This is a genomic window from Pseudomonas fluorescens, from assembly GCF_001623525.1.
Taxonomy (GTDB): Bacteria; Pseudomonadota; Gammaproteobacteria; order Pseudomonadales; family Pseudomonadaceae; genus Aquipseudomonas; species Aquipseudomonas fluorescens_Q.
The window spans coordinates 2,258,598-2,272,988 of sequence record NZ_CP015225.1 but is presented as its reverse complement, the minus strand read 5'-3'; the positions used below and the strand labels follow the sequence as shown (position 1 = coordinate 2,272,988).

General features: G+C 55.6%; 13 protein-coding genes. 9 read left to right on the top strand and 4 right to left on the bottom strand.

Annotation, left to right across the window (positions count from 1 at the left end; all coding sequences use genetic code 11):
* Positions 1-88 precede the first annotated feature (88 nt).
* The 5 genes from TK06_RS09615 (at position 89) to TK06_RS09595 (ending at position 4,374) form a co-directional block, all read left to right on the top strand.
* Positions 89-1,249, top strand: coding sequence for an MFS transporter (locus TK06_RS09615; protein WP_060743006.1), 1,161 nt, complete (start codon positions 89-91; stop codon positions 1,247-1,249).
* A 462-nt stretch (positions 1,250-1,711) separates the two neighbouring features.
* Positions 1,712-2,029: an antibiotic biosynthesis monooxygenase family protein gene (locus TK06_RS09610; protein WP_060743005.1), complete on the top strand. Its 318-nt coding sequence runs from the start codon at positions 1,712-1,714 to the stop codon at positions 2,027-2,029.
* Positions 2,019-2,297 (top strand): LysR family transcriptional regulator, encoded by a 279-nt coding sequence (locus tag TK06_RS09605; protein ID WP_060743004.1) that lies wholly within the window; start codon positions 2,019-2,021, stop codon positions 2,295-2,297. The genes TK06_RS09610 and TK06_RS09605 overlap by 11 nt, the downstream gene beginning before the upstream one ends.
* Positions 2,298-2,358: 61 nt before the next feature.
* Entirely contained in the window at positions 2,359-2,847 is a 489-nt protein-coding gene (locus tag TK06_RS09600; protein ID WP_063321885.1) for a (R)-mandelonitrile lyase, read from the top strand.
* A 498-nt stretch (positions 2,848-3,345) separates the two neighbouring features.
* Entirely contained in the window at positions 3,346-4,374 is a 1,029-nt protein-coding gene (locus TK06_RS09595; protein ID WP_013692831.1) for an alpha/beta hydrolase, read from the top strand.
* Positions 4,375-4,541: 167 nt separating this feature from the next.
* On the opposite strand, the gene TK06_RS09590 is transcribed toward TK06_RS09595, so the two are convergent.
* Both TK06_RS09590 and TK06_RS09585 read right to left on the bottom strand, forming a co-directional pair.
* A complete protein-coding gene (locus TK06_RS09590) occupies positions 4,542-5,447 on the bottom strand; it encodes a LysR family transcriptional regulator (RefSeq protein ID WP_013692832.1) in 906 nt (301 codons plus the stop codon).
* Between the two features lie 162 nt (positions 5,448-5,609).
* Positions 5,610-6,692 carry an AbrB family transcriptional regulator gene (locus TK06_RS09585; protein WP_060743002.1) on the bottom strand — a complete coding sequence of 361 codons (1,083 nt, stop codon included), beginning with the start codon at positions 6,690-6,692 and terminating at the stop codon, positions 5,610-5,612.
* 129 nt (positions 6,693-6,821) lie between these two features.
* Between TK06_RS09585 and TK06_RS09580 the strand changes: the two genes are divergently transcribed.
* On the top strand, positions 6,822-7,718 hold the full coding sequence (locus tag TK06_RS09580) for a LysR family transcriptional regulator (RefSeq protein ID WP_013692834.1): 897 nt from the start codon (positions 6,822-6,824) through the stop codon (positions 7,716-7,718).
* A 35-nt stretch (positions 7,719-7,753) separates the two neighbouring features.
* Here the strand turns inward: TK06_RS09580 and TK06_RS09575 are convergent, their stop codons facing one another.
* Together TK06_RS09575 and TK06_RS09570 are read right to left on the bottom strand one after the other, a co-directional pair.
* The gene (locus TK06_RS09575) at positions 7,754-8,947 is read right to left on the bottom strand and encodes an MFS transporter (protein ID WP_203225770.1); all 1,194 of its coding nucleotides are present in this window, start codon (positions 8,945-8,947) and stop codon (positions 7,754-7,756) included.
* A gap of 252 nt (positions 8,948-9,199) precedes the next feature.
* Positions 9,200-10,093 (bottom strand): LysR family transcriptional regulator, encoded by an 894-nt coding sequence (locus TK06_RS09570; protein ID WP_060743001.1) that lies wholly within the window; start codon positions 10,091-10,093, stop codon positions 9,200-9,202.
* Between the two features lie 189 nt (positions 10,094-10,282).
* On the opposite strand from TK06_RS09570, the gene TK06_RS09565 reads away from it, so the two are divergent.
* From TK06_RS09565 to TK06_RS09555, 3 genes are all read left to right on the top strand, one after another.
* Complete coding sequence (locus tag TK06_RS09565) at positions 10,283-10,957, top strand: NADPH-dependent F420 reductase (RefSeq protein ID WP_060743000.1); 675 nt, start codon at positions 10,283-10,285, stop codon at positions 10,955-10,957.
* A 16-nt stretch (positions 10,958-10,973) separates the two neighbouring features.
* The gene (locus TK06_RS09560; RefSeq protein ID WP_063321884.1) at positions 10,974-12,614 is read left to right on the top strand and encodes a GMC family oxidoreductase; all 1,641 of its coding nucleotides are present in this window, start codon (positions 10,974-10,976) and stop codon (positions 12,612-12,614) included.
* A 72-nt stretch (positions 12,615-12,686) separates the two neighbouring features.
* Positions 12,687-14,138: an aldehyde dehydrogenase family protein gene (locus TK06_RS09555; RefSeq protein ID WP_060742998.1), complete on the top strand. Its 1,452-nt coding sequence runs from the start codon at positions 12,687-12,689 to the stop codon at positions 14,136-14,138.
* Positions 14,139-14,391: the final 253 nt, after the last annotated feature.

Genomic DNA, 14,391 nt, shown 5'->3' with positions numbered 1-14,391 from the left:
AAGCTGCTTCCTGCTAATGTCGGACTTTTTTTGATGCGCAAGGCATCAATGCGCTTCGCACGAACGCATCCGATTAAGGAGTTTGCCCATGAGCGCCAATAATGGTCGCCTGCCTATGATCGGGCTACTTGCTCTGTCCACTACAGCGTTTCTCACCATTCTGACCGAGACGATGCCGGCAGCGGTTCTGCCTGCGATGTCGGAGAGCCTTGAGCAGCCCCCCGCTGGTATCGGTTTATTGGTTTCCATCTATGCATTGGCCTCCGCTGCAGCCGCAATCCCCATTGTGGCGCTCACTCGAAGTCTGCCTCGCAAATCGTTGTACATCATGCTCGTGCTGAGCTTTGCAATGGCTAACGGTATTACCGCCATCTCGACGTCTTATGCGCTGACGGTCGCGTCACGGGTGGTGGCTGGCCTGGCCGCAGGAGTTGTCTGGCCGGTCATCTGTGGTTATGCCATCCGCTTGGTCGATCGCAAAGACATGGGACGGGCTGTCGCGATTACCCTGGCGGGGAGTACCGTGGCCATGGTCGCCGGTTTGCCCTTGGGTAGCATGCTGGGTTCATTGCTTGGATGGCGTTTCAGCTATGGATTGCTTTCGCTGCTCGCGCTGCTTGTCATCGTTTGGGTTTTGCTGGTCGTGCCGCCCATGCCGGGAGAGGGGCGCAAGGAAGGCACTTCGATTCATGACGTCATTCGCACCCCGGGGTTGAGAGTGATCTTGCTGTCGGCTTTTTGCGCGATCCTGGCTCATTACACGCTGTACACCTACATGGCGCCGCTTGCGGAAAAAAACAGGCTGTCAGGCGGGACCGCTCAGGGCCTGTTTCTGTTCGGTACGGGTGCCATCCTGGGCGTACTGATCGCCGGACGTTTCGTCGATACAAGGCTGCGGCTCATAGCGACCACCGCGTTGACGTGCACGGCTGTGACGATGGTTGTGCTGATAGCAGCTCCGTATCAAATGATCGCTTCGGCTGCGATATTTGTGTGGGGGGCTTCGTTCGGCGGCATGCCTACTGTTTTTCAATCAGCGACGGGGCGGGTGGCAGAAGATAATGCGGAGGTGGCAACGGCGATATTGACGACCATCTACAACTTGGGGATTTTTGGCGGAGGTGCCGTAGGTGGTTTGCTCCTAAGCTACTTCGGGATAGTAAGTCTCTCGGGGTTTGCGCTGCTCATCGTTAGCGCTTCCCTTGTGGTGGTCATGGGAGGGAGGTGTCACGCCTTTCCACGGCAGTAAATTATTGCGGGATATATCTCCCTGGAAGAGCGCGCGGCGTAGATGCAATCCTCACGACCGCGTTTCATGGCTGCCAAAAGCTCAGTCGGCATTCACCGGATCGCGCCCCGACGATGTTCAAGTGCTGCCATTCTGTTTATCGCGATAGCTCTTAACTCGTTGTTTTCATAGGTGCCTTCTTGATTCGGCGATATCTGTCTTTGCAGGACGTGCCGCTCATGGCTTAGCCACCGTTGTTCAACGGGACTCGTGGTGGCGCAGTTCAAGCACGAGCACTGTTGAGAAAAGCTCATTAGCGTATCAATCAGGTGCCGTATAGCCATGGCGCCATTGCCGGGGCTAGTTTTGTCTCGCTGGTGCAGCAGAAATGCTTTCGTTGGATGCGGGACTTGATTGCGCGCAACACAGGCATTGCACGCAGTTGTCATTTAATTTTATTACCCAAGCAAAGCAGGGCCGGATATGAATATCGCCGCAGTTAATACCTTGGAGATTCGGGTGATCGAAGAGGTTGACCAACACTTTGAACAGCGTTTGAAGGCGTACGCGGAAACCTTTGAAAAAGTACACGGATGCCTGGGGTATAGCGTGATTCGCAGCTCCCGCGATCCTGGTTTGTGGGTCTTCAGTGGCTACTGGAGCGCGGCATCGATGATGACTGAGCACTTTGAAAGTGAGTCGATGACGGCGTTGGTCAATCATTTGGTAACGTCATGTTCCAACCTGACGTTTGCCAGTTTCACGCCCCAAATCGGAAGGGGGCCGCACGATGAAGCTTGATGAAGCGCTATTTACGGCGATCGATCTCAATGCCTTGTTCATTCTCTTGGTGGTCTATCGCGAGCGAGGCGTGACGCGGGCAGCCGAACGACTGAACGTAAAGCAGCCAGCGGTGAGTAATACGCTGGCGAAGCTGCGCGTTCACTTTAAAGACCCCTTGTTCATTCGACGTTCGAGGGAGCTGGTGCCCACGGCCAAGGCCAACGAAATCGTACGGGGGTTGGCGCCGGCATTGATGAGGATCCAGGACGTTATACGCCCCTTGTGAGGATGATCGGCCGTGCCGTCCCTTCCTGTTCAGATAACCCATTCCAAGCAGGATTTTATCGATGAGAATAACGTTTGCCATGTCAATGCTTAGCGTAATCTTGATGGTTTCAAGTTCGTTGCACGCTGCAGAGGAGCCTGACAGCGCGATGCAAATTGTCAGGAACGGGGAGCAACCTTCTGTCCTGGGCTCGTCCAGGAATTTCGTCGGCACCGTCAGGGTTGATCCTTTATTTGCAGCGCGCCCGCCATCAAGGGTTACGGCAGGTGCTGTGACCTTTCAACCAGGGGCCCGATCAGCTTGGCACACTCATCCGGCGGGCCAAAATCTTATCGTCACGGCCGGTGTTGGATGGATTCAGCAAGAAGGGGGGGAGAAAATCGTCATCAAGCCTGGTGATGTGATTTGGACCCCGCCGGGTGTAAAACATTGGCACGGGGCCACGGATACCACTGGCTTGACGCACTTGGCAATTCAAGAGGTACAGGGCGGGAAAAATGTCGAGTGGCTGGAGCCGGTTACTGATGAGCAGTACGGGCATTCGCGATGAAGCCGCCAAGGCATCTGCGGATCAACGCGATATAGTCTGAAACCGGTATGGAAGAATCGACGATTAGGTCTGCATTATTCTGTTACATTGATGCTTGGCGCAGTGGGGCGATGGAGTTTTTTCGTCAATGATTAAAGGTGGGATTTAATGAATCTCCCGTACTCCGTGGGAACTCCCTAAACTGCAGCTAATAAAATCGTCAGCGCACCAGTCCAGGATTGCAGGTAGTCCGGTATCTATTAATCAATTTTATGCATGACTCCATTCAATTGGATGTGGTGTTTTCCAGACAGCGCCTCGAATACATTGACGTCGACGAATTGATCCTTTGTGGGCTTAGACCTAATGCCATGAAGGGTAGTGCCCGGCGTCAAAGCCCAATGCTCCGTTCAGCGCAGTTGACCAGCTAGATTTGATTCCACTGGCGTTCATCGAGCCTGGGCCAGGCCGCAGTCGTTCTGGATGTCCACACATCGGTTCTTAATTAGGAACAACACCATGAAGAAATTATTTTTTACGCTGGCCCTGCTGGCTAGTTCGTTTACCGCGGTGGCAGCCGATATGTCCAACGGCGCGAACAACTTTTTCAAGAGTGATAAGGTGACTGAGCAGAAGGTATCCTTCAATAATCAGTACCGAATGAAAGTCGTCGGGAACCTGTATGTCCCGAAAAATTTGAATAAGGCCAACAAAAGCCCTGCGATTGTCATTGGCCACCCGATGGGGGCGGTCAAAGAGCAAAGCTCAAATCTTTACGCTCAGAAACTCGCTGAACAAGGCTTTGTGACCCTTGCGATCGATCAATCGTTTTGGGGCGAAAGCGAGGGGCAACCGCGTAACGCCGTGGCGCCGGATATTTACTCCGAAGCGTTCAGCGCAGCGGTCGATTACCTTGGAACCCAGTCGTATATCGATCGCAACCGCATCGGCGTTCTCGGCATCTGTGGTAGCGGCAGTTTTGTCATCAGTGCGGCAAAAATCGACCCTCGGATGAAGGCGATTGCCACCGTCAGTATGTATGACATGGGCGCAGCCAACCGCGACGCGCTCAAGCACTCGCAAACACTTGAACAGCGCAAGCAGATCATCGCAGAGGCGGCTGAGCAGCGTTATGTAGAATTCACGGGTGGGGAAACCAAGTACACCGGCGGTACCGTGCATAAACTGGACGCGAACACCCATCCCATCCAGCGCGAATTCTTCGATTTCTATCGCACGCCTCGTGGTGAGTTCACCCCGGCCGGGTCTTCGCCTGAAGTGACGACGCATCCAACGCTGACCAGCAACGTGAAGTTCATGAACTTCTATCCGTTCAACGATATTGCGTCGATTTCGCCTCGTCCTATGCTGTTCATCGCAGGCTCTGAAGCACACTCGCTGGAGTTCAGCCAAGAAGCCTTCAAGCTGGCGGGTGAGCCTAAGGAGTTGTTCATCGTGCCAGGCGCGGGCCACGTGGACTTGTATGATCGGGTGAACCTGATTCCGTTCGACAAGCTGACTTCTTTCTTCCGAACCAACCTGAAGTAACCCATCTTTGAAGCCGCAACTGCCCGGTTTGCATAGGATGTTGTGGCTTCAAGTCTGAACGTAGGTCGTAGTGCGCATCGCTCGACTTGCCCTTGGTGGAACGTTCATCCCTTGAGTCTTCATGGCTCTTTCGGGCCCTGTACGCTGTGCAGGGCCTTTTTTTTCTGTCATGACTCGTGGCGCAACGCGGCGATTAATAAAGCCATAGCCCCGGAGGGTTGCCGACGGCTTGGGTAATAGAGATGAAGTCCTGTCCACAGCGGGCACCAGTCTTTCAGTACCGGAATCAGGTGGCCAGCCTTGACATAGGGCTCAGCGATGTCTTCAGGTACATAAGCGATACCCAAGCCTGCAATGGCTGCATCAAGGCAATCATAAATACTGTTGTAAATCAGCTGACCATCAACCCGCATGTTCAACTGCCGGCCATCTTCCCCGAACTCCCAAGGCCACAATCCACCATGGGTAGGAAGACGCAGGTTTATGCAATTGTGCTGCATCAAGTCTTCGGGCGTCTCTGGTTCAGGGCTGCTGGCGAAGTAGCGCCTGGTCGCTACTGCGGTGAATCGCATGTCAGGACCGATGCGTACGGCGATCATGTCCTGGGCTATCGCCTCACCCAATCGGACGCCCGCATCGAAACGATCTGCTGCGATGTCGATAAGCCCATTGTCCGCGAACAGCTCGACTTTTATTCCAGGGTACTTCGGCAGGAATTTCTTCAACTTTGGGGAGATGATCGATCGGATGGCGTGATCCGATGCGGTGATGCGTACGGTCCCGGTTGGGCTTTCGCCCAGCTCTGACAACGCCAGTAATTCAGCGTCGATCTCTTCGAAGCGGGGACCGACAGTTGCCAGTAACCGTTCACCGGCTTCCGTTGGCGAGACTGAGCGGGAGTTGCGCGCAAGCAAGCGCGTGCCCAGATTTCGCTCCAGTGAGCTGACGGCATGGCTGACCGCGGATTGAGACAGGCCTAGATGCGCTGCTGCTCGAGTAAAACTCTTTTCCCGGGCGACGGCAATAAAGGCCATCAACCCACCAAAGGATTGCTTAAGGATGTCATCTTGCATGGCTTGAATGATCTTCGTGAGTGCGCATGAACAATAACATTCCGGTGCGTGGTGCGTAGAGTTTACGGAGGAGTTTGCTAGCGATGGTGAGCGACAGGGAAGTGTTGCCGAGTAGGAGAAGCCAGCCCTCGGGCATGCGGACATTTGCGGTGTGGCTTAAGCCTATGACGTTATCTGGCGGTGCTCAGACAAGCGAATGATCAGCCGTGCCACAAAAGCCCCTGTCAGGATGACCGCAAACAATCGCAGGGTCTGCATTGCCAGCACCAGTCCCACGTCGGAATGCGTGTCCACCGCGATGATCGCCATCGTGTCGAGCCCGCCCGGGCTGGTGGCCAGGTAAATCGAGAGGAAATCCCTGTCCGATATTGTTGCCAATAGCCAGGCAGATAATGCGCACAGCGCGATCAAAAGCGTGGCACCCATTATCATCGCCGGCAGGCGCCGCCAGACGTACCCAATCGTTGGGCGGTCAAAGCGCAAGCCGACGTAGCAACCCAGTGCCCCATAAGCAGTAGCGAGGAGCCAGTCGGGCAGCGCGATGTGCAACAGGCCGCTGATTTGCAAGGCGCCACCCAGCAGCAACGGCATCAGCAGCGCCCCGGCGGGCACTCGATTGCCCAGTGCAACACCAGCAAGCAGCGTGGCGATGGTCAGGCCTAGATTAAGTAGTCCGAAGCTCTGCGGCTCGACGTTTGTCACGTGCGTTTCGCCGCCTGTCGGTGCCCCGACCCAGTGGCTCACCAGTGCGCCGATCATCACCACGCACACGACTCGTACGTATTGCATGGTGGCGACTACTCGCGAATCGGCACCGTACTCATCCGCCATCGAGACCATCGCCGAGGCAGCGCCTGGAGCCGTTCCCCATGCGGCGGTGCTGGCCGGAATGCCTGCCCATACCAAGGCTAGTCCGACCAGAGCACTGAGGCAAACCGTTGCGGCGGTTGCCAGCAGCATCATCGGCCAGGACTGGGCTATCGAGAGAAGCACTGCCAGCGTCATGGAATGGGCCGCCAGAATGCCAACACAACCTTGGCCCAGCTTGAAGGCGTAGGGATGGAGCTGTATACCCGCACCGAACGTTCCAAACACGATGGCGACCATCATCGGCCCCAGGAACTGGCCGGCTGGCACCCCTAGAAACTTCAGCAACTGACCGGCTGCTCCAGCCACTAGCGCAAGCGCCAACCATTTGAATGGCGCGGGGTAGGCATGTAGAGAAAATCTGGCAGAAGAAGACAAGAGTCGTGCTCCAATCGCTGGTCGCCTTGAGGGCGTGGCATCGCTATCGATGTGCTGATAATTATTGATAGCGTGTTTGATAAAGTCTATTTTCTAATATCGATTGATTGATAACTTTGGTTGATGAATATGGACCTGCGTGACCTTGCCTATTTTGAAGTCATCGCCGAGCTGGGCCATCTGGGCAGGGCCGCACAAAAGCTCAACCGCAGTCAGCCGGCGCTGACTAAAAGCATCCAACGACTTGAGGAGTCTCTAGGTGCCCGGCTGTTCGAACGCGACGGGCGTCGGATCAAGCTGACGGCAGTGGGGGAGTTGCTGAAGGTGCGTGGCAAACAGCTACAGCAGAGCGTTGCCGAAACCCAGCGAGAGATACGTGATGTTGCCAACGGGGTGATGGGCAATATTCGCCTGGGCTGCGCTGCTTCCATGGCTGATCACCTACTCCCGCACCTGACCGCGACTCTGCTTTCACGTGCGCCGCAGATCACCTTGAACCTGGTGATTGGGCAGGACGATTTACTGCGCGAATCACTTTTTTCCGGGCGGCTGGACATGGTGATCTGCCCGCAGTACGAAGCAGATCCTTTGTTGGAATTTCATGCGTTGTTTGACGATGAGGCGGTAGTGGTCGCCAGCCGCAACCACCCGCTGTTTAGCGCAGGTTATGAGTTGCGCGATTTGTGCCAGTACCGTTGGGTGCTGCCGGCCACCGCCGTGCCGGCCCGACGCTGGATAGACAATGCGTTTCAGTCCAGAGACCTGCCTTTGCCTCAAGTGCAGATCGAAACGACTTCGATCTCCTTGCTGCCGCGCCTGATTGGTGAAACCAACCTGCTCAGTTTTCTGGCCCGGGAGACTCTCGAAGACGTAAAGGGTGTGACGCACCTTCGGGAGATCAAGCTCAAGGAAACAACAATGAAACGCACGATTGTCGTTTTCGTGCGAACCGGCGCCTATTTGTCGCCGGCGGCGCAAGTACTGCTGAACGTGCTTAAAGACGATGCACCGCTGTTATTGAGGTAGCGGATGCATAGCGACGGCTTGGGCACAAGAGGCTATCAGGCGGGCGTGGACTGGGTAAGCCGCCCGCCATTCCCAACGACTAGCGCTGCCAGGATGAGCAATACGCTGCCGCCAATCAGCGGGGCTGTTACCGATACATGATCCAGCAAGCTGCCACCGAAAGCGCCTCCGACCATGATCGCCATCTGGATAGCTGCAACCATCAGTCCACCGCCAGTTTCGGGCTCATCGCTTACCTCTTTGGCGAGCCAGGTCGACCAGCATACTGGGATGGCCGAGTACAACATCCCCCAGGCAAACATCATGATGGCGGCGGCTGCGAAACTGTAGCCCAACTCGGCCAGAGCCACCGTCATGACAGCCAACGCCACCGGAAGCCAGCGCAACAATTGGAAGAGGAATTGTTTTTCCAGCAGTCGGCTGACGATGTACGTACCACCGAAACCGGCTATGCCCAGGCTCAACAATAAAACCGACAGTTGAGTGGAGTCGACGCCAGTAACCTGTTCGAGAAATGGCCGCAAATAAGTGAAAGCGGTGAATGTACCACCAAACGTCAGCATGGCGGCCAGCAGACCGAACATGACGTTCCGACGTTTCAGCACCCCGAACAGCCTGGAAAGGGGAATGGTTTTTTCTGGCTGCATTGCGGGCAAGCTTTTGTATTGCCAGATCACGTTAATGATGACAATCGGTACAAGCGCCGCGAACACAAAGCGCCACCCCAGATGACCTCCCACATAGGCCCCAATGGGTGCGGCAAACGCAGCGGCCACTGAGTGGCCCATATAGATCATGCCCAAGGCTTTGGGCACAGCCTCCTCCGGGACTATCCGAAGCACAGTGGCGGTGGACAATGCCCAGAAACCACCGATTGCGACGCCTAGAAAAGCTCTGGCGATCATCAACCAAGTGAAGCCCGGCGCCAAAGCGATGACCACCAGCGAAATGAGCATCAGCAGGGTCATCGAGACCAGGACATGACGTCGATCGAAGCGTCCGGCGATAGAGGCAATGCAAAGACTTGCCACCACCGCAAAGAAGCCGGAAATGGAAATGGCCTGGCCAGCCATGCCTTGTGAGGTGTGAAGGTCGTTGGCGATGGGCGTCAGGAGACTCACTGGCATGAATTCTGCGGCGATCAGCAGAGCGACGCAGAGTGTCAAAGACCCCACGGCGCTCCAGATCCGGCTGTCAATCTGGGCCGTATTCAAAGTTGAGGTAGTCATCGGTGTTCCTGTGAAATAGCCAATACATGACGCCCTCGACAACTAGGGCGCTGGGCGAATGGACGAATAATGAAAGGAAAAATAACCAGGGATCGACCCCAGCGGGCGATGGGACACTGTCTCATCGCGACTTGCTTGAGGCGAAATGATAGGGGGCTAAGGATGATCTGTAATGATCTGAAATCCGAAAGCGCCTATGAATGATGGCGAATAATTCAGATGCGAAAAAGGAAGGGCTCAGAGCACCGTTGACTATTCGGGGTGCCGTAACTCATCGATTAGAACCTGCATCGCCCGAGACTTCTCGCGCTCGCTGGAGTAATAAAGGTGCAGCCCCGGGAATGTTCTCCACCAGGCTTCCATGACAGGGACCAGGGTGCCATCAACCAGATGGGGCTGGGCGATGTCCTCGGGAACATAGGCCAGTCCGAAACCCGATACAGCGGCATCCAAAATCTGATTGATGCCATTGAATACGAGCCTGCCTTTGACTCTCGTATTGATTTCCTGGCCGTCCTTTTCCAGCTCCCACGCGTACAGGCCGCCACGTGTTGGCAGGCGCATATTTATACATTCATGTTCCATGAGGTCTTGAGGTCTGGTCGGCATGGCACGAGACTCCATGTAGGACGGCGCGCCCACTATCACAAAACGCATGTCGGGAGCTATACGAACTGCTTCGATCCCGTTTGCCAACCCGTCCCCGAGCCGGATGCCAAAGTCGAAATGGTCGGCCACGATGTCCGTCAAGCCATAGTCGATAACGACTTCTACACTTATTTGTGGGTATTTCGGCAGGGCTTGCGCCAATTTCGGCCAAAGCACAGTTTCGATGACATGATCGGTTGCCGTGATGCGAATGTTGCCGGCGGGGGTGTCGCCAAATTCAGCCACGGCGATCAGTTCGGTCTCGATTTCCCTCAATCGCGGTTCAACGGTATTGAGCAGACGTTCACCGGCCTCGGTGACGGATACGCTACGGGTCGTCCGAGTGAGAAGACGTACGCCGACCCGAGCCTCCAATCTCTGGATGCTATGACTGAGCATCGATTGAGAGATTCCCAGCTGGGAGGCCGCCCGCGTGAAACTTTGCTCTCGTGCAACTGCAATGAGCGCGAGCAGGTCGCTGTAGTGTTCCTTTGCCATTCATCATTCTCTACGTGGGGGCGAATACTGTATCAGCTCAAGCGCCCGCTCCAAGGATCTATGTTCATGAGCCGGCCATGACAATCGTGGAGGGGATTAATCAATTTTGATCATACCTCTATTCGCCGTCGAGCCTTTCACCCGAACGCCATCCGTGTTTTTAATCCAAAAAATAACAAGAGGCCTTTCATGAAAATCGGAATTCTTGGCTCCGGCCGAATGGGCAGTCATCTGGGCACCATGTTTGCCAGGGTTGGCCATGAGGTTTCCTTCAGTTACTCGCGTAATCAGCAGAAACTTGCCGATCTGGCTGCATCGGCAGGCAAGAATGCACAGGCCAGCACGCCGGCAGAGGCGGCATTCAACGCTGACTTGGTCCTCTTGGCCGTGCATTGGCTTCAAGTGCCTGACGTCCTCAGCCAGGTGGATGACTTGAGCGGCAAAATCGTCGTGACCTGCTGCAATCCTTTAAACGCAGAAGACACCGAGCTTGTCATCGGCCATACGATTTCCGGTGCGGAAACGCTGGCACAGATGATTCCTGAGGCGCATGTCGTTGCGGCCTTCCAGTCGACACCCAGCGAAGTTTTGTTCGATGTATTCGCGGCCAGGGGAGAGGTGCTACGTCCCAGTTTGATCTTCTGTGGCGAGGACGAAGCCAGTAAAGCCACAGTTTCGGATCTTATCAGTCAGGTGGGCTTTGATCCGGTGGACGCTGGGGCTCTGAAGGTCGCCCGTTATATAGAGCCTTTCGCGATGCTCTCCGCAGTGTTGGCTTACGAAACGGACCAGGGGCCCGAATGGGCTTATCGCTTCGAGCGTTTTGACCGGTTGTTCAAAGGCACTTCCCGCGTCGGGAAATAGCGGGAGGAGCGGGTACATGCAGATTTATGATTACATCGTTGTCGGTGCCGGTTCTTCGGGCAGCCCGGTTGCGCGCGGTTTGTCTGACGATCCCCGGAACAACGTCCTGCTTATTGAGGCGGGACCTGCTTCAGATCGTTTCTGGGTCAATACGCCCGCGGGAATGGGCAAGCTCTATTTCAATAAGTCATTGAACTGGAATTTCCGCACCTCGCCAATGGAGAAGCTTCAAGGGCGTCGGATGTACTGGCCTAGGGGCAAATTGCTCGGTGGATCCAGCTCCATCAACGGCATGGTATTCATCCGAGGTCACCAAAAGGATTTTGACGGCTGGCGTGCCTTGGGCAACCCAGGCTGGGGGTATGAAGATGTCTTGCCGTATTTCAAAAAGATGGAGCACTTTGAGCGGGGCGGCGATGAATATCGCGGAGCGAATGGTCCACTATGGATCAGTGATCCGGTCGTCAAAGAAAAGAGTAGCTACGATTTTATAGAAGCCGCTAACCGTATCGGTATCCCGGTGACCGAGGACATGAATGGCGCCTTGCACGATGGCGTAGGTTTCATGCAACACAACATCCAAGACGGGCAACGGATGTCGACTTACCGGGCATTTATCGAGCCTGTCATTGAACGGCCGAACCTGACGGTTCGAACCGGATGCGAGCTGCAGCGCGTTTTATTCGAGGGGCGTACCGCTGTCGGTATAGAGGTTTTGAAGAGTGGCCGTTTGGAGCGTATCTATGCGGCGCGCGAAGTGATTCTGTCAGCAGGCTCGCTGAAGACCCCACAGATGCTGATGTTGTCTGGCATCGGCCCAAGGGCTGAACTGGAAAAACACGCAATTCCCGAAGTTCTGAATTCCCCAGGAGTAGGGCAAAACCTGCAGGATCATTTTTATATTCACACAGCCTTCCGTTGCACCCCAGACAGTTCGTACAACGCCAACCTTGTAGGCCTGCGCAAGTACTGGGAAGGCTTCCGTTACCTGATGACCCGCAAAGGGTATCTTGCCCTTGGCTCTTCCCAGGTCGCGGCGTTTGTTAAAAGTAGCCCGGACGAGGACTACGCTGATCTCCAAATCAGCTTTCGGCCCATGACCTTTCAATACTTTCCCGATGGCACGGTTGACGTTGAAAGGCATCCCGGGCTCGGTGTGTCGGTCTATCAGTTGCGTCCCAGCACCACGGGAACAGTGACGCTGCGCTCAACCAACCCGTCTGACCCGGCCGATTACACGCCAAATTTCCTGAGCAGCGATTACGACGTCAATGCGGTGATCAGTGGTGTGCGCTGGATACGCAAAATCATGAACAGCGAACCCATCAAGTCTCGCGTGGTTTCGGAAGAATTGCCGGGGCTCCACATTCGTACCGATGAAGATATCTACAACTATCTGGTCGAAACCGGCAACTCGGCCCACCACCAGGGCGGCACCTGCAAGATGGGTAACGACGCCATGGCGGTGGTGGACGAACGACTGCGTGTCCGTGGTATCGAGCGTCTGCGGGTGGTGGATGCCTCGATCATGCCATTCATCACGTCGGGCAACACCAATGCGCCGTCCATCATGATTGGTGTGAAAGCCGCCGACCTGATTCGTGAAGATGCAATGGCTCGCCGGGCAAGCAGTTCGCCGGTCGAAACTGTTGGTTGAATCGGCGGGTACCGTGTTGCCACCTGTCACGAAAATGCTCACCGAATAACAACAACTGGAGGCACCAGCAAGATGCACGATTACGCGAAGTTTTATATCGACGGTGAATGGGTAGAGGCCGCGGCCTCCCAGCGCCAGGAATTGATTGATCCGACTACCGAAGAAGCGTTTGCCACGGTCGCCATGGCGACCGTTGAAGAGGTGGACACTGCCGTGGCCGCAGCTCGGCGTGCATTCAAAAGCTATTCGCAGTCTTCCCTCGATGAGCGTTACGACCTGATCAACCGTATCATCGAAGCCTACGAATTGCGCGCCGATGATTTTGTACAGGCCATTGCGCAAGAGGTGGGTATTCCCTGCAGTGCCCGTGCTCAGGTCATGGGGCCAATCGAACATATGAAGGTCGCTCGCGACCTGTTGAAGACGTACGAGTTCGAGGCGCGAATTGGCAATACGATCGTTCGCCGTGAACCCCTGGGTGTCTGCGCACTGATCTCGCCTTGGAATTGGCCGATCCAGACAACCGTCATCAAGCTGATCTATGCGCTGGCCGCCGGTTGTACAGTCGTATCCAAGTCCAGTATCAACTCGCCGGTCAGCGCTATTCTGCTGACAGAGGTGCTGGATGCCGCAGGCGTACCCAAGGGCGTTTTCAACATGCTCAACGGCTCGGGGCGAGTGATTGGCGAGGCGATGTCGAAGCATCCCGATGTCGACATGGTTTCCTTCACGGGCTCGACCGGTGCCGGTGCGCAGGTAGGCGAGGCAGCGGCACGCACCATCAAACGCGTGTGCCTGGAGTTGGGCGGGAAGTCGGCGAATATCGTGCTGCGAGACGCCGATCTGGAAAAGGCCGCGCGCTGGAATATTCAGCGCGGCTTCTTCAATACCGGACAATCCTGCCACGCGCCGAGTCGCATGTTGGTGCATGAAAGTCAGGTGGAGCAGATCATTCCGTTTCTGGTTGACGAAGCAAACCGATTCCGTCTCGGAGACCCGCGAGATCCCGCCACGACCATGGGGCCGATTGTCAGCCGGGCACAATTTAACAGCATACAGCGTCACATACAGTCGGGCCTCGATGAGGGTGCACGGCTGATTGTCGGCGGACTGGGGCGCCCCGAAGGCTTCGAACGTGGCTTTTTCACCCGTCCGACCGTGTTCGTCGATGTGACCCCCGAGATGACTATTTGCCGGGAAGAGATTTTCGGGCCGGTCTTGGTGGTGGTGCCTTATTCCACCGAGGCGCAGGCATTGGAAATCGCCAATGACTCGCCTTATGGGTTGGGTGGCTATGTATTCGGTGGGGACCGGCGCAAGGCGTATGAGTTCGCCAGCGGCCTGCGTGCCGGGCGTGTTTGTTTTAACGGCGCGCCGACTAACTCGCTGACGCCTATGGGTGGCTACAAGGAATCCGGCATTGGCCGCTCAATGGGCGTTTTCGGGTTGCAAGAGTATCTGGAAATCAAATCGGTCTATGGCTTTGACGAGGAAGCCGCAGCACTGCCGTCGTTGAAGGCCTGATGCGACTATCCAAGACCAAGCGGTGCCGCGCCGATTATTGGCGCGGCACGCCTGCTGTTTGAAGAGAATATTTATTCATCTGATTAATAGCACCTTGCGAGGTGACTCACGTGGTTCGCTTGCTGTGCCACGGACGAGCCCAGTAGGGTAAGGCTTGTCTAAAAAGACGACGTTGCAGTTGTTGTTATTGCGAATGGTCAGTTGCCAAAGATTATCCGCAGGTCGTGCTCGGCCAGGTTTTTCACACTGTTTT

Excerpts from the sequence above, each read along its gene's own strand:
- TK06_RS09565 (WP_060743000.1), top strand. The coding sequence starts at position 10,283 with ATGAAAATCGGAATTCTTGGCTCCGGCCGAATGGGCAGTCATCTGGGC.
- TK06_RS09555 (WP_060742998.1), top strand. The coding sequence starts at position 12,687 with ATGCACGATTACGCGAAGTTTTATATCGACGGTGAATGGGTAGAGGCC.
- TK06_RS09615 (WP_060743006.1), top strand. The coding sequence starts at position 89 with ATGAGCGCCAATAATGGTCGCCTGCCTATGATCGGGCTACTTGCTCTG.
- TK06_RS09575 (WP_203225770.1), bottom strand. The coding sequence starts at position 8,947 with ATGACTACCTCAACTTTGAATACGGCCCAGATTGACAGCCGGATCTGG.
- TK06_RS09600 (WP_063321885.1), top strand. The coding sequence starts at position 2,359 with ATGAGAATAACGTTTGCCATGTCAATGCTTAGCGTAATCTTGATGGTT.
- TK06_RS09605 (WP_060743004.1), top strand. The coding sequence starts at position 2,019 with ATGAAGCTTGATGAAGCGCTATTTACGGCGATCGATCTCAATGCCTTG.
- TK06_RS09590 (WP_013692832.1), bottom strand. The coding sequence starts at position 5,447 with ATGCAAGATGACATCCTTAAGCAATCCTTTGGTGGGTTGATGGCCTTT.
- TK06_RS09570 (WP_060743001.1), bottom strand. The coding sequence starts at position 10,093 with ATGGCAAAGGAACACTACAGCGACCTGCTCGCGCTCATTGCAGTTGCA.
- TK06_RS09580 (WP_013692834.1), top strand. The coding sequence starts at position 6,822 with ATGGACCTGCGTGACCTTGCCTATTTTGAAGTCATCGCCGAGCTGGGC.
- TK06_RS09595 (WP_013692831.1), top strand. The coding sequence starts at position 3,346 with ATGAAGAAATTATTTTTTACGCTGGCCCTGCTGGCTAGTTCGTTTACC.
- TK06_RS09560 (WP_063321884.1), top strand. The coding sequence starts at position 10,974 with ATGCAGATTTATGATTACATCGTTGTCGGTGCCGGTTCTTCGGGCAGC.
- TK06_RS09610 (WP_060743005.1), top strand. The coding sequence starts at position 1,712 with ATGAATATCGCCGCAGTTAATACCTTGGAGATTCGGGTGATCGAAGAG.